Annotated in this window: 22 protein-coding genes, 1 pseudogene and 2 riboswitches; of the genes and pseudogenes, 16 read left to right on the plus strand and 7 right to left on the minus strand. The window is 35.1% G+C overall.

The features are described from left to right. The first annotated feature begins 60 nt into the window (after positions 1-60). From DM447_RS09765 to tenA, 5 genes are all read left to right on the plus strand, one after another. The gene (locus tag DM447_RS09765) at positions 61-1,416 is read left to right on the plus strand and encodes a cytochrome ubiquinol oxidase subunit I (protein ID WP_112181048.1); all 1,356 of its coding nucleotides are present in this window, start codon (positions 61-63) and stop codon (positions 1,414-1,416) included. Next, complete coding sequence (locus tag DM447_RS09770) at positions 1,413-2,426, plus strand: cytochrome d ubiquinol oxidase subunit II (RefSeq protein WP_112181049.1); 1,014 nt, start codon at positions 1,413-1,415, stop codon at positions 2,424-2,426. The genes DM447_RS09765 and DM447_RS09770 overlap by 4 nt, the downstream gene beginning before the upstream one ends. 39 nt (positions 2,427-2,465) lie before the next feature. Next, complete coding sequence (gene cydD / locus DM447_RS09775) at positions 2,466-4,199, plus strand: thiol reductant ABC exporter subunit CydD (protein ID WP_112181050.1); 1,734 nt, start codon at positions 2,466-2,468, stop codon at positions 4,197-4,199. After that, a complete protein-coding gene (gene cydC, locus DM447_RS09780; RefSeq protein WP_112181051.1) occupies positions 4,196-5,914 on the plus strand; it encodes a thiol reductant ABC exporter subunit CydC in 1,719 nt (572 codons plus the stop codon). Before cydD ends, cydC begins: the two co-directional genes overlap by 4 nt. Before the next feature lie 55 nt (positions 5,915-5,969). Beyond that, positions 5,970-6,078: riboswitch (TPP riboswitch) on the plus strand. Between the two features lie 86 nt (positions 6,079-6,164). Beyond that, positions 6,165-6,839: a thiaminase II gene (gene tenA, locus DM447_RS09785; protein ID WP_112181052.1), complete on the plus strand. Its 675-nt coding sequence runs from the start codon at positions 6,165-6,167 to the stop codon at positions 6,837-6,839. Positions 6,840-7,017: 178 nt separating this feature from the next. Here tenA and DM447_RS09790 read toward each other — a convergent pair whose 3' ends face one another. After that, complete coding sequence (locus tag DM447_RS09790; protein WP_112181053.1) at positions 7,018-7,530, minus strand: DUF3231 family protein; 513 nt, start codon at positions 7,528-7,530, stop codon at positions 7,018-7,020. 216 nt (positions 7,531-7,746) lie between these two features. Here DM447_RS09790 and DM447_RS09795 point away from each other — a divergent pair, with 216 nt between their 5' ends. Further along, the gene (locus tag DM447_RS09795; protein WP_232824051.1) at positions 7,747-8,310 is read left to right on the plus strand and encodes a spore coat protein; all 564 of its coding nucleotides are present in this window, start codon (positions 7,747-7,749) and stop codon (positions 8,308-8,310) included. A 45-nt stretch (positions 8,311-8,355) separates the two neighbouring features. Here DM447_RS09795 and DM447_RS09800 read toward each other — a convergent pair whose 3' ends face one another. After that, complete coding sequence (locus DM447_RS09800) at positions 8,356-9,489, minus strand: zinc-dependent alcohol dehydrogenase (RefSeq protein ID WP_112181054.1); 1,134 nt, start codon at positions 9,487-9,489, stop codon at positions 8,356-8,358. A 133-nt stretch (positions 9,490-9,622) separates the two neighbouring features. Here DM447_RS09800 and DM447_RS09805 point away from each other — a divergent pair, with 133 nt between their 5' ends. Further along, complete coding sequence (locus tag DM447_RS09805; protein WP_112181055.1) at positions 9,623-10,054, plus strand: DUF2512 family protein; 432 nt, start codon at positions 9,623-9,625, stop codon at positions 10,052-10,054. Positions 10,055-10,167: 113 nt separating this feature from the next. On the opposite strand, the gene DM447_RS09810 is transcribed toward DM447_RS09805, so the two are convergent. Beyond that, the gene (locus DM447_RS09810; RefSeq protein WP_112181056.1) at positions 10,168-11,001 is read right to left on the minus strand and encodes a manganese catalase; all 834 of its coding nucleotides are present in this window, start codon (positions 10,999-11,001) and stop codon (positions 10,168-10,170) included. 157 nt (positions 11,002-11,158) lie between these two features. Between DM447_RS09810 and DM447_RS09815 the strand changes: the two genes are divergently transcribed. Further along, entirely contained in the window at positions 11,159-12,484 is a 1,326-nt protein-coding gene (locus DM447_RS09815) for an amino acid permease (protein WP_112181057.1), read from the plus strand. Here DM447_RS09815 and DM447_RS09820 read toward each other — a convergent pair. Next, the gene (locus DM447_RS09820) at positions 12,470-13,099 is read right to left on the minus strand and encodes a LysE family transporter (protein WP_112181058.1); all 630 of its coding nucleotides are present in this window, start codon (positions 13,097-13,099) and stop codon (positions 12,470-12,472) included. The two genes, DM447_RS09815 and DM447_RS09820, sit on opposite strands and share 15 nt — an antisense overlap. A 109-nt stretch (positions 13,100-13,208) precedes the next feature. Here DM447_RS09820 and DM447_RS09825 point away from each other — a divergent pair, with 109 nt between their 5' ends. Beyond that, the gene (locus DM447_RS09825) at positions 13,209-14,030 is read left to right on the plus strand and encodes a manganese catalase (protein WP_112181059.1); all 822 of its coding nucleotides are present in this window, start codon (positions 13,209-13,211) and stop codon (positions 14,028-14,030) included. Between the two features lie 52 nt (positions 14,031-14,082). On the opposite strand, the gene DM447_RS09830 is transcribed toward DM447_RS09825, so the two are convergent. Next, entirely contained in the window at positions 14,083-14,409 is a 327-nt protein-coding gene (locus DM447_RS09830) for a four-helix bundle copper-binding protein (RefSeq protein ID WP_112181060.1), read from the minus strand. Between the two features lie 209 nt (positions 14,410-14,618). Between DM447_RS09830 and DM447_RS09835 the strand changes: the two genes are divergently transcribed. The 3 genes from DM447_RS09835 to DM447_RS09845 all read left to right on the plus strand — a co-directional run bounded on the left by DM447_RS09835 (position 14,619) and on the right by DM447_RS09845 (position 17,193). After that, positions 14,619-16,061 (plus strand): UDP-N-acetylmuramoyl-L-alanyl-D-glutamate--2,6-diaminopimelate ligase, encoded by a 1,443-nt coding sequence (locus DM447_RS09835; protein ID WP_112181061.1) that lies wholly within the window; start codon positions 14,619-14,621, stop codon positions 16,059-16,061. Between the two features lie 96 nt (positions 16,062-16,157). Further along, positions 16,158-16,346: a PspC domain-containing protein gene (locus DM447_RS09840; RefSeq protein ID WP_112181062.1), complete on the plus strand. Its 189-nt coding sequence runs from the start codon at positions 16,158-16,160 to the stop codon at positions 16,344-16,346. A 160-nt stretch (positions 16,347-16,506) separates the two neighbouring features. After that, positions 16,507-17,193 carry an SGNH/GDSL hydrolase family protein gene (locus tag DM447_RS09845; protein WP_112181063.1) on the plus strand — a complete coding sequence of 229 codons (687 nt, stop codon included), beginning with the start codon at positions 16,507-16,509 and terminating at the stop codon, positions 17,191-17,193. A gap of 84 nt (positions 17,194-17,277) precedes the next feature. On the opposite strand, the pseudogene DM447_RS18535 reads toward DM447_RS09845, so the two are convergent. Then, positions 17,278-17,352, minus strand: a pseudogene (locus tag DM447_RS18535) (YjcZ family sporulation protein); the annotation flags it as partial. 123 nt (positions 17,353-17,475) lie between these two features. Next, complete coding sequence (locus tag DM447_RS09855) at positions 17,476-17,598, minus strand: YjcZ family sporulation protein (RefSeq protein WP_112181065.1); 123 nt, start codon at positions 17,596-17,598, stop codon at positions 17,476-17,478. Positions 17,599-17,771: 173 nt separating this feature from the next. Then, a riboswitch (PreQ1 riboswitch) is annotated at positions 17,772-17,816 on the plus strand. A gap of 84 nt (positions 17,817-17,900) precedes the next feature. On the opposite strand from DM447_RS09855, the gene queC reads away from it, so the two are divergent. From queC to DM447_RS09875, 4 genes are all read left to right on the plus strand, one after another. After that, positions 17,901-18,569 (plus strand): 7-cyano-7-deazaguanine synthase QueC, encoded by a 669-nt coding sequence (gene queC / locus DM447_RS09860; protein ID WP_112181066.1) that lies wholly within the window; start codon positions 17,901-17,903, stop codon positions 18,567-18,569. Next, entirely contained in the window at positions 18,569-19,036 is a 468-nt protein-coding gene (gene queD, locus DM447_RS09865; RefSeq protein WP_112181067.1) for a 6-carboxytetrahydropterin synthase QueD, read from the plus strand. Before queC ends, queD begins: the two co-directional genes overlap by 1 nt. Then, the gene (queE, locus tag DM447_RS09870) at positions 19,029-19,757 is read left to right on the plus strand and encodes a 7-carboxy-7-deazaguanine synthase QueE (RefSeq protein WP_198663110.1); all 729 of its coding nucleotides are present in this window, start codon (positions 19,029-19,031) and stop codon (positions 19,755-19,757) included. Before queD ends, queE begins: the two co-directional genes overlap by 8 nt. Before the next feature lie 127 nt (positions 19,758-19,884). Continuing rightward, entirely contained in the window at positions 19,885-20,715 is an 831-nt protein-coding gene (locus DM447_RS09875; RefSeq protein WP_112181069.1) for an undecaprenyl-diphosphate phosphatase, read from the plus strand. The last annotated feature ends 28 nt before the right edge of the window (positions 20,716-20,743 follow it).

The raw sequence follows: 20,743 nt of genomic DNA on the forward strand, positions 1-20,743 counted from the left end.
GAAAACATAGTATGTGTATTACTTCACTTAAATGTAATAGCCGCGAAGGAGGAATAACCAATGGAATTTGATACAGTCACCATAAGTAGATTAATCACAGCAATGACCCTGACATTTCATATCATCTTTGCGACATTAGGTGTTGGTGTGCCATTATTTATTTCATTAGCAGAATTTATCGGAATTAAAAAGAAAGACAAACATTATGAGTTATTAGCGAAGCGATGGGCAAGAGGTTTTGTTATAACTGTCGCAATTGGTGTTGTTACAGGAACAGCAATTGGTCTGCAACTTTCATTAGTTTGGCCAAACTTTATGCAACTTGCAGGTAATGTAATAGCATTACCGTTATTTATGGAAGTTTTCGCTTTTTTCTTTGAAGCAATTTTCTTAGGTATCTATTTATATACGTGGAACCGATTTAAAGGGAAATTTACACATTGGTTTATTTCATTACCAATTGTAATTGGAGCAGGTATGTCTGCAGTTTTCATTACGACAGTAAATTCGTTTATGAATTCACCTGATGGCTTCACAATGGAGAATGGAGAGTTCGCTGCTGTCAATCCACTTGAAGCAATGTTAAATCCATCTGCACCAACTAGAATTGCGCATGTAGTAGGAGGATCATATCTTACAGTTGCCGCAATACTAGCAACGATTGCTGCAATTGCATTATTACGACGAAAAGGGGCTGCTGAGTATCATAAAAAGGCGTTAAAGCTAACTGTGATCTCAATGTTTGTATTCTCTTTAATAACAGCAGTTGCAGGAGACGCATCGGCAAAATATCTGGCAAATAATCAGCCTGAAAAATTAGCTGCTGCAGAATGGCTTTTTGAAACAGAAGAGAACGCTGATCTGCTCTTATTTGGCTGGCTAAATGAAGACAATGAAATTGTTGGCGCAATTCGAATACCTGGAGCGTTAAGCTTTTTAGCACATGGAAATTTCATGAGCGAAGTTACAGGTTTAGAAGAAACGCCCGAAGATGAACGTCCACCATTGTGGATACATTATATGTTTGATTCAATGGTTTCAATTGGAATGTTTTTAATCGGTATTTCATTTCTCTATCTGGTTCTAACTCGATTTAAAAAATGGGATGAAAATAATAAATTTATGCTTTGGCTTATAGCATTAACTGGACCATTAGCAATGTTAGCTGTAGAATTCGGTTGGATATACGCAGAAGAAGGAAGACAGCCATGGATTTTGCGTGGTTATATGCGAGTTGAAGAAGCAGCAACATCATCTCCATATATTTTGCATATGTTCTTTTTGTTTTTAGCTTTATATATTGTTTTAGGTACATTATTTGTTATCACGTTAAGAAAATTATTTAAAGACAATCCGGCAGAGATAGAATTAGAAAAACACTACCCTGAAACTATGGAAGAGGGGGAAGAAAAATGAGTTATGAAATAATTGGAATTACTGTTCTATGGTTATTTTTGTATGGGTATCTGATCATTGCATCGATCGATTTCGGTGCAGGGTTTTACGCCTTTTACGCAAAAATGACGAAACAAGATCATATTATCAATCAAATAATTTCAAGATATTTATCACCGGTTTGGGAAGTTACGAATGTGTTTCTAGTTTTCTTTTTTGTTGGAATAGTAGGCTTTTTCCCATCAACGGCATATTATTATGGTTCTGCTTTACTCGTTCCAGCAAGCTTTGCTATCGTACTGTTAGCTATTCGAGGATCATTTTATGCTTTTGAAAATTATGGGTCAAAACAAAGTAATATTTACATGTTTTTATATGGAGCAACTGGGTTGTTAATTCCAGCCTCTTTATCAGTTGCGCTAACTATTTCAGAAGGTGGATTCATAACCGAAGAAAATGGTGTAGTTTCGCTTAAATATTTGGAATTGTTCACAAGTCCTTTAGCATGGAGTATTGTTGCATTAGCGATAACGGCACTATTATTCATTAGTGCGAGTTTTTTAACGTACTATGCTTCCCGAGCAAATGATCACGCAGCTCTTAAAATAGTGCGAAAATGGGCTCTCTTTTGGGCTACACCAACAATTATAATGGCTTTAACGACAATGATTGCTTTAGGTCAGCATAACGAACGTCATTTTGATAATATGTTAGATCTATGGTGGATATTCGGTTTATCTATGGGCTTTTTCTTAATAGCAATGGGTCTATTATATATTGGCAGAAATTATGGATCAGCGTTTATCGCCATTATGTTGCAATTTTTCTTTGCATTCTTTGGCTATGGTGTTGCGCAGTACCCATATTTGCTTGATCCGTACATTCACATAGAGGATAGTGTAACGAATGAAGCTATGGGTATTGCTTTAATTGTGGCCTTCATTGGGGGATTACTCTTGTTAGTACCTTCTCTTTTCTTGCTCATGCGTTTATTTCTATTTAATGCAGATTATGCGAAAGGGGAAAAATAATTGTGTACGCAAAATTTGTATTAAAGGACTGAGTCGTTCATGCAAAATTTACAGCAAACCGTATGGATGCATAAAATAAGAATCTTCTTCTTAATTGGATTAACCGTAACACTAGGCCTCTCTATAATTGTACAGGCTTTTGCTATGACAACTATTGTCGATGGGGTCTTTTTAAAAAACCAAACGTTTCATGCGATGATTCCATGGCTACTGTTATTGTTAATCGTTCTATTTATTCGCGCATTAACGGATTATATAAGTAAACGAATTGGTGTTTCACTAGCAAGTGATGTAAAAGGAAATGTACGTAAAAAACTATTATCTAAATATGCTGCCCGTCCTGTTCAACTGGCTGAAAAAGGACAAACGGGTAAGAAAGTTAGTATGTTATTAGACGGTGTCGATGAGATGGATAGTTTTTATAGTCAGTTTATTCCTCAAGTAATGCAGAGTACTTTTGTACCGTTACTTGCCATGATCGTAATTTTCACTCAACATGTTAATTCAGGAATTATATTGCTTGTTACAGCACCGTTTATTCCAATTTTTATGATTGTAATTGGCTTACAAACACAAAAAAAGTCAGAAGAAAAGCTAGATAAATTAGCTTCTTTTTCTGGCACTTTTTTAGATACATTACAAGGTCTTGTTACATTAAAACTATTTAACCGAACAAAACAGCAGAAAGATAAAATTGAAAAGAGTAGTTTAGGCTTTCGAGATACGACAATGGAGATTTTAAAAGTTGCTTTCACTCAATCTTTTATGCTTGAAGTCATTTCGATGCTAAGTATTGGTATTGTTGCTTTGGAATTAGCTATCCAGTTAATAATATATGAAAGTATTTCGTTTTTCACTGCATTTGTCATACTTGTGCTTGTACCTGAATTTTTTACGTCGTTGAAAGAACTTGGTACGACTTTTCATAATGGTAGAAGTAGTTTGGGCGCCGCTAAAAAAGTATTAGAAGAATTCGATGAAGAAGACGGTGCGATACAATGGGGAGAAAAGCAATTAAGTAAAGAAGGCGGACCTCCAATGATTACGTTGGAACAGGTAGACTTTAGTTATCCAGATAGTAATTTTAACTTGCAGGCTATCACAGCGACTTTTCACCCGAAACAGAAGATAGCAATTGTAGGAGCAAGTGGTGCGGGTAAATCTACGTTATTACATTTGTTGGCTGGTATGATCACTCCTGAACATGGTGCAATCAAACTTGATAATCAACCGCTTGTTGAATTTTCGGAGTCATCATGGCTTGGGAAGCTTTCTTATATTTCACAGCAACCATATATCTTTTCAGGTACAATCGGCGAGAATATCGAAATGGGAACAAACTTACCAGTTGATGAACAGGATATACGAAAAGCTGCGCAGTTAGCAGGAATTGCGCCATTGATTGAATCATTGGAGAAACAATACGATACACCCATTGGAGAAGCTGGTCGAGGATTATCTAGCGGGGAAAAACAACGTGTATCTATTGCACGTGCATTTTTAAAAAAGCCAAAAGTTGTCTTACTCGATGAACCAACACGTGGACTTGATCTAGCTACAGAAAAAATCTTACAACAATCTATCGAACAATTGTCCAAAACGGCAACTGTTATCACGGTAGCACATCGATTACACACGATTAAAAAAGCAGATCAAATTCTATTTATGGAAAAAGGACAATTACTAGCGATAGGAACACACGAAACATTGCTAGCTACTTTACCTGCTTATAAAGATATGGTGACGATTCAACAGGGGGGAGAAGAAGCATGAGCGCTCTTTTTAAAGTCATAAAACTTATGTTGATTGAGAAAAGGGATATTTTGTTTGCTATTTTATTTGGTTTTATTGCTGGTATTAGTAGCGTTGGACTATTTGCTGCTAGTGGCTATCTTATTTCCAAAGCAGCTTTAATGCCTCCATTCTATGCATTAATTATGCTTACTTCTACAGTTAAATTACTTGGGTTTATTAAAGCTAGTTCAAAATATGGCGAACGTATTTATTCTCACAGGGCAACTTTTACTATCTTAAGTAATTTACGTGTTACTTTTTTTGAAAAGTTAGAACCTCTTGTTCCACAAATTTTTCATAAGTATAGAAGTGGAGACATACTTGGTCGAGTAGTAGGAGATGTGGAGAGTTTACAGAATTTCTTTTTACGTGTTTTTTATCCACCAATTGTGTTATTACTCGTTTTTGTAACAACAATCTTATTTAGTAGCTTTTATTCCATTGAAATCGCGCTTATTTTATTAGTTGGTTTCTTACTAACGGTATTTGTTATCCCAGCTTTTTTTTCGTTACGACAAGTAAGAATTAATGGTAAAGTCAGACAAGAACGTGGAGATCTTTCAACGGAAATTACTGAATTGATGTATGGTTTTCGAGATTTAAAGATATTTCAACAATTAGAAAAAAAACAAGAACAAATAACTATGCAATCAGAAAGTTATATTGAAAAACAAAAACGTGAAAATATTAATAAAGTCTATAGTCAATCGTTTAATGGTTTTATAACCTTTATCGTAAGCTGGTTCGTACTTGCAGTCGGAGCTTATTTGGTTGTAGATGGTAGGTTAGAAGGGATATTTTTAGCTATGCTTGTTATGATCTCACTAACCGTTTTTGAACCTGCTGCTCCAATGGCTGTTTTCCCAATTTATATGCAAGAAAGCCGCGATGCATCCAGCCGTTTGTATGAGGTAGTGGAGGATCCAGATATTCAAGTTAGCGAAGTCGAAACTAACGTTGAACAAATCACTAATAAACCACCAATGATTGGATTTAAAAATATTACCTTCACGTATAGGGGGGATTGGCGCACAACCATTCCATCACTTAGTTTAGAGATTCCTGCAGGTTCGAAAACAGCGATTGTTGGAGCAAGTGGTTCAGGAAAATCAACCTTACTACAGTTAGTTTTGAAACTACAGCAAGTACAAGCAGGTAAAATTTATTGGGATCACCACGATATTTCAACTGTTTCAGGAAATGCATTGTGGGAACAGTCAAAAGTCGTGCTACAAGAAAATCATTTCTTTTATGGAACAATCCGTGAAAACTTATTACTCGCAGATTCTGATTTAGATGACATTGTATTACATGAAGCATTAATGAATGTGCAACTTGAAAACTTTTCACTCGATGACCATGTATTAGAAAACGGTGAGAATCTTTCTGGCGGTGAAAAACAACGTCTAGCAATTGCTAGAGCAATCTTGAAAAACGGTCATATTTGGATTTTAGATGAGCCAACGTCATCACTTGATGCTAAAACAGAAGAAAAAATATATAAACAACTTTTTGAACAAGCACAAACAGATACATTATTGTTAGTTAGTCACCGTTTAAAAGGATTAGAAAAGATGGATCAAATTATAGTCATGGATCATGGTGAGATTATTGAATCGGGATCTTATACGAATTTAATGAAAAAGAATGGTTATTTTTATCAAATGAAGACACTGGAAGAAAGTTTACTTTAAGAGTATTGACATCTTCTTCCTAGATTTTATTCTATAGACAGAATAAAATAGCAAGAAAAACCACTAGAGGAGTCTTTATAAAAGACTGAGATTGAAGTGTTACTTCAAGACTCTTAGAACCTGATCTAGTTTAAACTAGCGGAGGGAAGTGGATGGGAATAAAGTCCTTTGGTTCTTTTACTTTATCATGCCACCACTTTCTTTTAATCAAGGAAGGTGGTTTTTTTATGCAGATAGGGAGGAAGTTGAGATGAAATTTTCACAATACATTCGGAAAGAGGCAGATCCAGTTTGGCAAGCTAGTTTTAATCATCCTTTTGTTAAGGGGATTGGTAATGGCACATTACCTTTAGAGAACTTTCGCTATTATGTCATGCAGGACTCTTATTATTTAGCACAATTTGCTCGTGTCCAGGCAATAGGTGCTGCAAAGGCGGAAGATTTAGAAACAACCAGTAGTATGGCGGCACATGCACAAGGAACTTATCAAGCAGAATTAGAATTACATCGTACTTTTTCTAAGCTATTATCTATTACTGAAGCAGAACAAAGAGCATTTAAACCTGCTCCTACCTCTTACGCTTATAGTTCACATATGTATCGAGCTGCTTATCATGGTCATCTAGGTGATGTGATTGCCGCAATATTACCTTGCTACTGGGTTTATTATGAAGTTGGAGAACAGTTAAAAAATAAAACACCAGATGAACCAATTTATCAAGAATGGATTAAAGCATACGGATCGGATTGGTTCAGAGCATTAGTAGAGGAACAAATTGATAGACTTGATCAACTAGCTGAAACTGTAACAGCCTCTGATCGAGAACGTATGAAAGAACACTTCTTACTTAGCAGTCAATATGAATATTTATTTTGGGATATGGCTTATAAATTAGAAAAATGGCCATTAGAAGAGATGGGATAATCCTGCTTGACTCGAATGGAGTAGGTGTTAATCCGACGGAAACGATCTGTGATTCGGCGGAAGTGTTAGAAATTAAGACTTAAGGTGATCTGCTTTCCCTCCTCCTTGTGTGTTAAACCCAATTCGAATTACAAAGTAGCAAGAAAAAAGCACTAGAAATAATCTAGTGCTTTTTTTACTACTCTTTATTTGGAATCTTTGCTTGCATTGGAGGGAGTATAATCCATCCTTTGTCTTTATTTAATCGAAGTGCTTTTGCTCCAGCTTGCGCTTTATTCATATGGAACTGGCCAAAAAGCATGGCAATATCTTCGCGAAGTGACTGTCCAATTATTGTACTACAAGCTATTAAACCTGCTGCAATGTTTGCAGAAACTACAGCACTAATTTCTTGATCACTGAACTTCGCACCAGATGGAATATCTTCAATGTCTGCGAGGGAACGTTCTGGAGGAGAAGGAGGCAAAGCTATTCCATTAACTTTAAGAATCTCTTCCACACTTTCCATTTCCTGTTTCATTCCTCGGTTTAAATCTTCTAATAAATTTTTTAATTCTTTATCACCTGTATGGTTAATAAATGTTTGATACGTCGCATAGTTACCTTTAGCAGCTGCTAGAAAGGACCACATGCTAAAAACTTCACCATAATGAAGTGGTTGTTTCTTTGGATTACCTGATAGTACACCCATTTCTAAACACTCCTTTGTTAAGTCTTACATAGATAGTCTTTTCATCAAGGCAAAACTTATTCCAGAAACATTGTAAATAATAATTTTAAATTGGTATAGATAAGACTTTTTGAGCAAAACTATAGCCGAAAAGGAGGAGAAAAAATGAAATTAGCTGCACACTAATTACAAGATTTAAATGAATTAACAATGAGTTGTGTGAACTCTGTGACTTCTATGGCGTACATGTTAGATCATGTTCAAGATCAGGAACTCAAACAATTATTAGAGCGTCATTTCCCGTTTCATGTAAGAGATTATAATATGAAAGTGGAATTTTTAAACAAGGTAGAAGGTGCAACAACAGAACTGCCATTATTTAAAGAAGATGGTAAAATACTATCCGATTATACACAGTCAAATATGAATGCCTATCCACCTGTACAACCTAGAGTGACTGTTACAGATATGAATGATAGAGAGATGGCAACGAACTATTTATTAACGTTAAAAAGAGCTGGCCGTGAATATGCCTGGTCTGCAATGGAAAGTGCTAATCCAGAAATTCGTTCTTTTTTACAAACAGCCTTTATGATGAGTTGTTCACATGCATATGAAGCATGGCAATACATGGTTAGTAAGGGATATTATCCATTAGAACCAGCTGATCAAGCTATGACTACAAAAATCGGCGCGATGTACCAGATGGTGCCTGAAGATCAACAGAAAATTCAAGCAATGATGATGAAATACGATGGTCAAAACCCGATTGCAGGTTCAAGTGATCAAATGTATCAATAGATAATAATATAAAAAAGAACTCTGTGACTAGAGTTCTTTTTTGTATTATGGTTTGAGTATTACTTTAATACAATTGTCTTCTTTTTTATTAAATATGTTATAACCATGTGATGCTTCATCTAGAGGTAGTGTATGTGTAATGATCTTTGTTGGGTCTATTTCACCATTCACTATTTGATTATAAATTGGTTCCATGAAAGACCTAGCATGTGCTTGGCCCGTCTTAATATTTATATTTCTAGAAAAGAAGGCGCCTAAAGGAAATAAATTATAATTACCTCCATACACACCAGTAATTTGATACGTTCCACATTTCTTAACAGCTTTCGTGGCAATCTGAATTGGTCCCATTGTTCCACCTTGCAATTTAAGTTTTTGTTCAACAAACTCTAAAGGGGACTTTTTACCATCCATACCGACACAATCAATGACAACGTCAGCACCACCATTTGTTACGTCTTTTAAAACTTCACCCATATCATCATGTTTCGAAAAGTCGAATATCTCTGTCTTGTTTACATTTTTAGAATACTGCAAACGATTATCGATATAATCTACAGCAATTACCCTTTCCGCACCTTTTTGCCATGCGAATTGCTGTGTCATTAATCCAATAGGACCGGAGCCCAAAACAATCACTGTATCTCCAGCTTTAACGCCTGCATTTTCTACACTCCAATATGCTGTTGGAAGCACATCAGAAAGAAATAGAAGTGACTCATCTTCAAGTTCGCAATCATCCGGAATTCGAAAAGGTGTGTAGTTCCCATAAGGAACACGTAAGTATTCAGCTTGTCCCCCTGGATGATCGCCAAATTTTTCTGAATAACCAAAATAACCACCTGAATCATAATGTGGATTTGCGTTATCACACTGACTTTCTTGGTGTGCGTTACAGTATTGACACGTTCCACAAGCAACAGTAAATGGAATTACAACACGGTCACCTTTTTTTAATTTAGTTACTTCAGAACCAACTTCTTCGACAATTCCCATTGGTTCATGTCCGATTACGTAGCCAATTGGCAATGGAAAGTTTCCTTGATACAAGTGCAGATCAGAACCACAAATTGCAGTAGAAGTAATCCGAACAATAATGTCTTGTTTATCTTGTATTTTTGGATAATCTACTTTTTTTACTGCAATTTCATATTTCCCTTGATACGTAACAGCTTTCACGAATTTCCACCTCAAATGATATAAGATTTAACACCTAAAGTATGTGTTAATTCGTCGAAATCATACAATATTCTAAAATTATGCAAGTATATTATTACGAAACCTACAAAAAATAAGTAGAGGAGGTGTTACTATCAAGCATTTTAATTTAATTGGGTTAAAAATCTTACTATTATTAGTAGTGCTTTATACAATATTGGGAATTGGGTATAATGTATCGTTTGGTAATGTAATGTTTATAAGCATTGTTTTAGGAATTTCTGCTTATTTAATTGGTGATTTGCTCATACTATCTCGAACGAATAATACAATTGCAACAACAGCTGATTTTGGGATGGCGTTTGTGATTATTTATCTAATGACTGACGGATTAACAGTAGGTGGAAATCCATTCGCAGCTGCATTGATTTCTGCTGTTGCAGTGGGAATATGTGAGGTTATTTTCCATAAATATGTTGCGAATAAATTGAATATGAGCAGTGATGATTTTATTCCAATAAATCGTACGAATTTTAGTACGGAGACGTCTGAGGAATTAACACCATATAAGGATGAAGAAAAATAAATAAAATGAAGCATTCCAAACGAATGCTTCATTTTATTTTTGGTTATAAACACGTAAATGATATTGAATTGTATATTTTCACTACATATAATAGCAGCATTATAGCAGCATTTTTATTTCGATGGAAGTGGAGGCGTATTAAAGAGATTTGCTGGTGCGGGTTGTAGTTTAGGTATTCCTGCATATGGTATTGGTTGTGCGATGTATCTAAATTGTCCTCTGCCGTCAGGTGCAACGCCTTGCGCCCATGGTCCATTAGCATCTGCTTGCCCCTGTGATGTATTGTATAGATCATACGAAACTTCTTGTTTTTCACATTCTCTTGGAAAATTAGTTGGAACGACAACATCTTGTGCTTGTGCTTCAAGCTCACGAATTGCTTCAATCCATTGGTTTTGGTGCGCAGTGTCTCGTGCCAATAAAAAGCTTAGTGAATCTTTGACCAAAGGATCGTCTGTCATCTGGTATAAACGTGCTACTTGTAATCTTCCTTGTGATTCAGCTGTTACGTTAGCCCGAAAGTCAGCAAGTAGGTTACCACTTGATATAATATAATCCGCTGACCATCTATTACCAACACTATCTGCTGGCATCGCACCCAAACCAGAAACAATCGCATGTTGCGGATTCATACCACCCATAATTGCAGCAAGTGCTGGGTCTGATTGGTATGCTTGTTCTTGCACGTCAATTGGTGTGTTATCCAATAACCTAGCAATAAGTGTTGCTAGAAGTTCAACGTGTGCAATTTCCTCAGTACCAATATCCAAAAGTAAATCACGATATTTTTTATTTCCTCTACAATTAAAACCTTGAAACAGATACTGCATTGTTACCGATATTTCGCCCCATTGACCGCCTAATACTTCTTGTAACTTTTTAGCATAGACAGGGTCTGGTCTAGAAACTTTTGCTTCATATTGTAGTTCTTTTACATGAAAAAACAATGTAATCCCTCCTATTTAATCAGACTATTCAAAGATATGTGGGCCTTCAGCGAGATATTCCAATAAGTAGAATAATGGATTTATTTTTTGGTTGTAGGAAAAGATCTGTTGGCTATACTAAGGTGATATGTTCTTAAAAATAAGGGGGATCTATAAAATGGGGTCTAATAAAAAAGGAAAACACAAGAAAATAAAATGGTGGCAACTAGCTCTAATCGGCATTGGTTGTACAATTGGCACAGGATTTTTTTTAGGATCAGCAATTGCAATTAAAAGAGCTGGACCTACTGTACTCATTTTATTTATTCTTGCTGCACTAGCTACGTATATAGTTTATGATGCATTATCAAGTATGAGTGTATCTGATCCACAGAAAGGATCCTTTCGTACATATGCAAAAAAAGCATATGGACGTTGGGCTGGCTTTAGTAATGGTTGGGTTTATTGGTCATCTGAATTATTAATAATGGGAAGTCAATTAACGGCTTTAGCCATCTTTTCACAATATTGGTTTCCAGATATTCCACTTTGGATATTATCAAGTGTTTTTGCTTTTTTAGGGATTGGTGTAATCATTACTGGTGTATCAGGTTTTGAACGAATTGAAAATATTTTTGGTGCAATGAAAATTGCTGCAATTCTAATGTTCATTATTATCGGTATTTTAGCTATTAGTGGTTTATTAAAGGGCGGAGCACCGGATCGTGCTTTCTCATTTACAGGAAGGGGATTATTCCCAGAAGGCTTTACTGGAATTTGGACCGCCTTTATCTATGTATTATATGCTTTCGGAGGTATCGAAGTTATGGGTATCATGTCCAATGAACTTAAGAACTCAAAAGATGCCCCGAAAGCCGGAAAAGTAATGCTCTCTGTTTTAACGATAATTTATGTTACTTCGATTGGTTTAGCGGTTTGGATTGCACCAAATAACAAGTTCACCACTGATGAGAGCCCTTTTATCATGGTAATTAATCAATTTGATTTAACTGTCATTGCGCATATATTTAATGGTGTATTAATAATTGGTGGTTTTTCAACCATGGTTGCATCGCTTTATGGCATTACAACTATTTTAACTTCATTATCAGAAGATAAAGATGCACCAGCATTATTTTCTAAGACTGGGCCTCGAAATGTTCCTTATTATTCTGTCATCCTTACAACTATTGGACTGATTGCCTCAATTGTAGTTGCTATACTCTTACCTGGAAAAATTTATGAGTATTTAACGACTGCAGCAAGTCTCATGTTGTTGTATATATGGATTTTCATTTTGTTTTCCTACCATAAATTAATAGATATAAACGGTTGGAAAAAAATCAAACGATGGATAGGTATTTGTTTATTATTTACTGGTATTATTGGAACATTATTTGATAAAGTGGCCCGCATTGGTTTTTTTATTAGTTTTGCTTTTATACTAATTATTTCAATTGTCACTTTCATGATGAGGAAGAAGTGGCGGTCAGAATCTAAATAACAACTGAAGTGCTTGAAAGCCAAAGTAGCCAGCAAATCCGAATAATGATAGGGCTGATACAAACGATATACCTTTAAGCAAGGCTGGTGTTAGAATCTTTCTAAAACTACTAGAGAGAACTGCCATCGTTACATCCCACAACATCAATCCTAACAAAACAGCACTACCATACATGATAACATGTGGCATATCATAGTGATGGATTGTATTTGCTAAAATAGATCCATAAATACCGAGCCAAAATAAAATTGATAAAGGATTCGTTATCGTTAAGAAAAATCCACTCCAGAAAGTTCTTTTAAGTGAATCCGTTTGTCTATTAGTTGCATTGTCTATTTTAGGTACACTAACCATGTTCTCAATTGCTGTGTAAAGAAGTACGAACGTACCGAACGACCATAGAAATGTTTTCATGATTGGCATTTCTAAAAAATGAACAAGTCCAAAAAAGATTGCAATGATAAATAAAAACTCACCAACAATTGAACCTAATCCAATTAACCATGAATGAAAAAAACCATTTTTGATACCTTGATTAATTTGTGCTGCATTAATCGGACCGATTGGAGCAGCTAAAGATAATCCCAATACTAGATAACTTAAAAATACACCCACCAAAATCACTCCTTTTACTGGCTTGTACTATTTTTATTCAAGATGTTGTATTGCTATGCGAATAAATAGTAATTCTATGGTCATGCTAAGTAGAAAAGGAGTGGGTAAAATGTTTTCACATATTAAGAAACTTCAATACACAGCTAAACCAACTACGCCTGATCCCGTTTATGCTAAAAAACTACAAGAGATTTTAGGTGGTCAATACGGTGAAATATCGGTAATGATGCAATATTTATTTCAAGGGTGGAACTGTAGAGCAACTGGAAAATATAAAGATATGCTTTTAGATATTGGAACAGAAGAGATAGCACATGTAGAAATGTTAGCTACTATGATCGCACAACTCTTAGATAATGCACCAGTTCAAGATCAAGAGGCTGGGGCAAAAGATCCTGTTATCGAGGCAGTTCTAGGAGGAATGAATCCGCAGCACGCAATTGTCAATGGTCTAGGAGCACAACCAAATGATAGTGCTGGTTACCCTTGGAACGCGCGCTATACTATTTCTAGTGGTAACTTACTAGCTGATTTCAGAGCAAATTTAAATGCTGAATCACAGGGACGATTGCAAGCAGTAAGATTATACGAGATTGCAACTGATCCAGGAGTGAAGGACATGCTTTCCTTCCTTATTGCAAGAGACACCATGCACCAAAATCAATGGATGGCAGCGATTGAAGAATTGGAGCAAAAGCAAGGTGCTGTTGTACCATCTACATTTAATGCTGAAAAACAAAAGCAAGATGTGGCATATGCATTTATGAACTTTTCTGAAGGTGAAGAGAGTAAAGCTGGACGCTGGGCAAGTGGAACATCAATGGACGGCAAAGGAAACTTTGAATATATTCAGAATCCACAAGCAAATGGACAAAATCCAAGTCTAATGCCAGCACCGATCTATATTCATGGAACACCACCACTCCAGTAGTAAATAAAGAGAGCCTCTACTTTGCACATGCGAAGTAGAGGCTCTCTTTATTTTATGCTATTAATTTTTTACAAGCATCTTCACATGCATAACAAGCATCAGCACATTTTTTACAATGGTCATGATCATGTTTAGCACATTCATCCCCACAAGCTTTACAAGCTGTTGCGCACAGTTGTGCGTATTCTTGTACAAAAGCTGTATCATACGTAAGAGCTTGTTCAAAAGAAGCACAAATTGTTGCACATTCTCGATCTAAACGAATACATGCCTCCATTTTATTTGCATCCTCTTCAAAACAAGAGGTGTAACAATGATTACAAGCCTCCATACATTCGTGCAATGTTTTAATTATTTCTTCATATTTCTGATGACTCATTTCCAATGTCCTCCTTTAAATCTTATCTAGTTATAATACCCAGCGTGAATCTCACTAAACATTATAAGTAAAAATTTTACTTGAGTATTATAAAAGGCTTAGGAAATAATAATGTAAATAAATCTCAGTTTTAATACGTTAATTAAAGGGTAACATTCAGTATAATGGACAATTTTAAAAGAGTACGTATGAATAAGGAGTTATACAACATGAAGCTATTAAATTTACTGAGTAATATAAAATATAAACAGATTAAAAATCAAAATTTAAATGAGATAGAAATTCATGGTATTGCTGAATCCTCATCTGAAGTGAAACCAGGTTTTATTTTCGTTGCGATTAAGGGTTATAGATCAGACGGACATGACTATATTGAAGATGCGATAAAAAATGGTGCATCTATCATCATTGGAGAAAAACAGTTTACTGATTTATCGGTACCATTTATTAATGTAAGTAACAGTCGTAAAGCGTTAGCGGTTATAGCGGGAAACTTTTATGGAAATCCATCTCACAATAAAATAATGATTGCTATTACGGGAACGAATGGAAAAACAACAACAAGTTATCTCGTCAAGCACATATTAGAAAGTAATGGCATGTCTTGTGGATTAGTTGGAACAATTGAAACTATTATTAATGGCGAAAGTAATCCGTCTATTAATACAACTCCGGGTTCACTCACACTCAACAGATTATTGTATGAAAGTAATGATCAAGTCATCATTTTGGAAGCTTCTTCACACGGCCTATTACAATATCGACTGGAAGGAATAAATTTTGATAGTTGTCTCTTTCTGAACTTAAGCCACGAACACTTAGATTATCATGATTCTATTGAAGAATATTTCGAAACAAAAGCAACACTTTTTCAATTGTTAAAAGAAAACGGACAAGCTATTATAAACACGGATGATAGTTGGGGAGCAAAGTTAAATGAGCGATTACAGCTTGATGAAGTTAACACTTCTACAATAGGAAAAAGTGCTACTAATGATTACTGCATTGAAATAACTGGGCAAGATGGTTCGTTCAAAATAAAAAGAGAAGGAAGAACAGAGGAAATAAATCCATCAATGAAGGGCATTCATAATATATATAATTCCAGCATGGCTTATGCAGTTGCACACCAACTTGGAGCTAACGAGAGATTAATAAGTAAGTCATTAAAAAATTTCCCAGGTGTTGATGGTCGATTTCAAGTGTTCCCGCAACAAAATGGCGCAAATGTTGTTGTTGATTACGCACATACTACGGATGCTTTTTATCATTGTTTACATACAGCTAAAGTAGCCGGCGCTAAAAGAATTGTTCACATATTTGGTTTTAGAGGAAATCGAGACAAGACGAAACGAAAAGACATGCTTGAGATTACAGCTAAACTGAGTGATCAATATTTATTAACATTGGATGATTTAAATACAGTACCTTTGGAAGACATGATTGAAACGCTAGAAAATATTCACAACACTATCGGTAACCATAAAGGATTAGTGATCCCAGATCGAACTTTAGCCATTCAACAAGCAATGGTTACAAGTCAGAATGGTGATTGGATTATTATTACTGGAAAAGGTCATGAACCTTATCAACAATCATTTAGCTTACCTACCAAATCCGATAAAGAAACTGTAACTTACTTAACAGAATAAGTTGTCTATAAACTAGTATGCTTAATACTTTATGTCACCTTTTGATTTACAATTCGTATAATTATATATAGCTTCAAGAGGAAGGAAGAATTAAACGTGAAAAATAGAGTAACCCGTTCTGTTAGTGACAGAAAAATATTTGGTGTTTTTGGTGGAATTGGTAATTATTTTAACATTGATCCAACTATATTAAGATTGGCTTATGTAGCTTTGACTATATTTAATCCAACTTTACTATTAGTTTATATTTTAGCTATATTTATCATACCTGAGGAAAAGACTTAACTGTAATGTATCTATTTACACTATTAAGAGACTGTTAAAGGTTCTGTCATTCAATTTAGAATAGAAATGCATTGTCGAAATTAGTCTAATCATTGATTGCATTATAAAAGGAAATGAATGTTATAATAAGAACATCAATGAATTATAGAAGGTGATAGTTATGAAAATAATTTGTTTTGGAGATAGTCTTACACGTGGGGTCTCTGTAGCAAAGGGTAGATTGCGTATTTTAAAAGAGAACTATCCTGCTTTTTTACAGCAATTATTTTATGAAAATGAGGGAGAAACTGTTAACGTTATAAACAAAGGTGTTTTTAATGCTAATTCTGACTCTTTACTTTCCAGATTAAATAAAGATGTAATAGACCAACATCCTGATTATGCTATAATTGAAATTGGTGGCAATGATTGCAATTTTAATTGGCAAGAGGTTGTGAAAAGCCCACGTTTTGAACATGCTCCTATTGTTCCAATTGACCGTTATTTAGAAAACATTCGAACAATCGTTACAAAAGTCCAAGAAAGTGGTATAACTCCAATTATTTCCACATTGCCACCTTTAGATCCGGTACGTTATTATAAAAATGTTTCTGATAAATATAGTGATGTAGTTGGACATCTGATTAGTTCTATGGGTGGTATCGAACATTGGCATGGTATATATAACCGCAATTTAAATAAGTTGGCAGATGAGTTAGGTGTTTTAAAAATTGATGTTAGAAGCGCAATAAAAAAAGCAGGAGACCTTGCCGAATTAATCAGTGATGACGGTATACATCTAACTGCAAAAGGGTATAAAGTTTTTAGTCAAGATGTATATAAAAACATAATGAATTTTGTCAAATAAAATAAAATTTAAGCAAAGATAACTATATGTAGTAGTATGTGGCGTGCACATTAGTACACGCCACAAATATCTATTTGTTAGCTATTAATAAATAGCTGCACCTACAATAATTAGGAGAATAAACAATACAACAATTAATGAAAAACCGCCACCATATCCTGCACCTGTACCTACACCATATCCAGCACCGGCACCATATCCGACTGGAGCACCATAACCGCCATAACCTAAACTCATATATTTTTCCTCCTTCTTAATTCGTTAGTCATTCCTTCTTCTTTCTTAATAACCGAAACCGCCACCATAAGAAGCTCCTATGATTATTAACAATATAAACAATACGATGAGTAATGCAAAACCTCCACCAAATCCTGCTGTTGGTGCAGCTGCTACTGGTTCACCCATTAGTAAATCCCTCCTTTTCTTAATGGCTCTAAGAGTATACTATGTCATGGTTAACATAATGTTATGGACAAATGCCTGGTTATTCTAAAAAGGTGGGTAAAAGTCATTAAACATACTTTTTAGTTTTTTTATGGTATACTTTAGAAGAAAATAATTAACAATTCTGCAATGATGCAGGAGAGGTTCTAGCTACACCCTCTATAAAAAACTAAGGATGGACGTTACCTTCCTTAAGGTACCGTTTTTTTATTTTGTTATGGGTGTGTGGAATTCTCTTTGTTACTTGAAAGGAGAATTTTTTTATGAAAAAAAATAGTAAAGCAATTGTTGTATTCAGTGGAGGGCAAGATAGCACCACGTGTTTGTTCTGGGCGCTTCAAAATTATGAGCATGTTGAAGCTGTCACATTCGATTATAATCAAAGGCACAATGATGAAATAGAAGTAGCAAAAGAAATTGCTACAGAATTAAACGTTAAACATCATGTTTTAGATATGTCATTGTTAAACCAATTAGCACCTAGTGCGTTAACGCGCGATGATATCGAGGTTAAAGAAGGAGATAATGGTGATTTACCTTCGACATTTGTACCAGGAAGAAACTTACTCTTTTTATCTTTTGCGACTATATTAGCCAAACAAATTGATGCAAAACACATTATTACTGGTGTATGTGAGACTGATTTTAGTGGGTATCCAGATTGTCGTGATATATTTATTAAATCATTAAATGTCACCCTTAACTTATCAATGGATGATGGATTTGTTATTCATACACCACTAATGTGGTTAGATAAAGCTGAGACGTGGAAGTTAGCGGATGAATTAAATCGATTTACATATATTCGCGAAAAAACGTTAACCTGTTACCACGGCGTTCGTGGGGATGGCTGTGGAGATTGTCCTTCTTGTAAGTTACGTCAGAACGGACTAGATGCGTACCTTAAAGAACGCGATGAGGTGAACGGTTAATGTATGGTTTTACGATTGTTGAAAACTTGCAGAAAATAAATGAAGATATAAAACGTCACGAACTTAAATATCACACAAAACGGGTGATGGTTAGTAAAGAGTTCACATTTGATGCTGCACATCACCTTCATTGTTATCAAGGAAAGTGTAAAAACTTACATGGACATACGTACAAAGTTATCTTCGGAATAAGTGGTATGGTAGATGAAATTGGCTTAGTTATTGACTTTGGCGATATCAAAGAGATTTGGAAGGAAGAGATTGAAATTCATCTTGACCATCGTTATCTTAATGATACATTACCAAACATGAACACAACGGCAGAGAATATGGTCGTATGGATTTATCAAAAGATGGAAAAAGCACTTGAAACGCATGCAACTCATTTTCGTGTTGAATTTGTTAAACTATATGAAACACCAACAAGTTATGCTGAAGCTAGACGGGAGTGGATGGACGTTGAATAAATTCCCAGTACTTGAAATATTCGGTCCAACCATCCAAGGAGAGGGCATGGTTGTAGGTCGGAAAACGATGTTCGTTCGAACAGCTGGTTGTGATTACAGCTGCTCTTGGTGTGATTCAGCCTTTACCTGGGACGGCAGTGCAAAGGACCAAATCGAAAGACTAACTGCAGATGAAATTATTAAAAAATTAAAAGAAACAGGTGGAGATAAATTTGATCATGTTACAATATCAGGAGGAAATCCTGCACTTTTAGCAAAGCTTGATGAGTTAGTTGACGCCTTACATGAGCAAGATATGGAAGTAGCGCTCGAAACACAAGGAAGTCGTTGGCAGGAATGGTTTCTTAAAGTTAATGACCTCACCATCTCACCAAAACCACCAAGTTCTAAGATGAAGACAGATTGGGAGAAGCTAGACCTTATTATTAAAAACATACAAAGTGCTAATCATTCTCAAAAGACCAGTCTAAAAGTAGTGGTGTTCGATGATGATGATTTACTTTATGCTGAAAATGTTCACGAAAGATATCCTGATATCGCCTTCTTTTTACAAGTAGGTAATGATGAGTTAGCTGAAAATAATGTTTCCAATCTTACCAGTCACTTACTAGATAAATATGAATGGTTGATTGATAAAGTTGTAGCATCTACAAAATTAAATCATGTTCGTGTTCTACCACAAGTTCATGCACTTGTCTGGGGTAATAAACGGGGCGTTTAAAAGAATATCCAATTGGATATTCTTTTTTATTTGTATTATAAAATAAAGCTAGCTATATATTTAATTAGCGATTATGATTAATAAAATTATATAACATTTAATGCATGAGAGAATGGGAGAAACGATAATGGATATTTTTATGTTAGTAAAGGCGATTATACTAGGAATGGTAGAGGGATTGACTGAATTCGCTCCAGTTTCCTCAACTGGACATATGATTATTGTTGATGATATGTGGTTGCAATCAGAAGTGTTTTTAACAAAATATGTAGCAAATACATTTAAAGTTATGATTCAGTTAGGATCAATTTTAGCGGTAGTAATCATTTTTAGACATCGTTTTATTGAGATGTTGAATTGGAAAGCAAATAAAAATAACATCGATAAACCAAGACTTAAGTTGTCACAAGTCATAGTTGGCCTTATGCCTGCTGGCGTGTTAGGGCTTTTATTCGAGGATTATATTGATGACTATTTATTCTCTATAAATACAGTTCTAATAGGTTTAGTAGTAGGAGCAGTACTAATGATTATTGCAGATATTGTTAGTAAAAGATCGACCACTCAGCCATTGGAAACTGTTGATCAAATTACGTATAGACAAGCACTTATGATTGGATTTATTCAGTGCTTATCACTATGGCCAGGGTTTTCAAGATCTGGATCTACGATTTCTGGTGGCGTTATGTTAGGAATGAGTCATCGAGCTGCAGCAGATTTTACCTTTATAATGGCTGTTCCTATAATGTTAGGTGCAAGTTTAATATCCTTACTGAAAAATTTGCAATACTTTTCTGTGGAATTCATACCATTTTTTATCGTTGGATTTATTAGTGCATTTATATTTGCTTTAATTTCTATCCAGTTTTTCCTGAAACTAATTAACAAGGTCAAACTAGTACCATTTGCAATCTATCGTATACTATTAGTAGCCGTTATATATGTTCTTTACTTTTAATTGTTAAATAGTGACGCGCATCCACTTG

The organism is Paraliobacillus zengyii, assembly GCF_003268595.1.
GTDB lineage: Bacteria > Bacillota > Bacilli > Bacillales > Amphibacillaceae > Paraliobacillus_A > Paraliobacillus_A zengyii.

Bases quoted from the DNA above. Each gene is read 5' to 3' on its own strand.
- tenA (WP_112181052.1), top strand. From the start codon at position 6,165: ATGAAATTTTCACAATACATTCGGAAAGAGGCAGATCCAGTTTGGCAA.
- DM447_RS09830 (WP_112181060.1), bottom strand. From the start codon at position 14,409: ATGAGTCATCAGAAATATGAAGAAATAATTAAAACATTGCACGAATGT.
- DM447_RS09875 (WP_112181069.1), top strand. From the start codon at position 19,885: ATGGATATTTTTATGTTAGTAAAGGCGATTATACTAGGAATGGTAGAG.
- DM447_RS09815 (WP_112181057.1), top strand. From the start codon at position 11,159: ATGGGGTCTAATAAAAAAGGAAAACACAAGAAAATAAAATGGTGGCAA.
- cydD (WP_112181050.1), top strand. From the start codon at position 2,466: ATGCAAAATTTACAGCAAACCGTATGGATGCATAAAATAAGAATCTTC.
- queD (WP_112181067.1), top strand. From the start codon at position 18,569: ATGTATGGTTTTACGATTGTTGAAAACTTGCAGAAAATAAATGAAGAT.
- DM447_RS09855 (WP_112181065.1), bottom strand. From the start codon at position 17,598: ATGGGTGAACCAGTAGCAGCTGCACCAACAGCAGGATTTGGTGGAGGT.
- DM447_RS09825 (WP_112181059.1), top strand. From the start codon at position 13,209: ATGTTTTCACATATTAAGAAACTTCAATACACAGCTAAACCAACTACG.
- DM447_RS09770 (WP_112181049.1), top strand. From the start codon at position 1,413: ATGAGTTATGAAATAATTGGAATTACTGTTCTATGGTTATTTTTGTAT.
- queC (WP_112181066.1), top strand. From the start codon at position 17,901: ATGAAAAAAAATAGTAAAGCAATTGTTGTATTCAGTGGAGGGCAAGAT.
- DM447_RS09835 (WP_112181061.1), top strand. From the start codon at position 14,619: ATGAAGCTATTAAATTTACTGAGTAATATAAAATATAAACAGATTAAA.
- DM447_RS09845 (WP_112181063.1), top strand. From the start codon at position 16,507: ATGAAAATAATTTGTTTTGGAGATAGTCTTACACGTGGGGTCTCTGTA.
- DM447_RS09765 (WP_112181048.1), top strand. From the start codon at position 61: ATGGAATTTGATACAGTCACCATAAGTAGATTAATCACAGCAATGACC.
- DM447_RS09790 (WP_112181053.1), bottom strand. From the start codon at position 7,530: ATGGGTGTACTATCAGGTAATCCAAAGAAACAACCACTTCATTATGGT.
- DM447_RS09795 (WP_232824051.1), top strand. From the start codon at position 7,747: ATGGCGTACATGTTAGATCATGTTCAAGATCAGGAACTCAAACAATTA.
- cydC (WP_112181051.1), top strand. From the start codon at position 4,196: ATGAGCGCTCTTTTTAAAGTCATAAAACTTATGTTGATTGAGAAAAGG.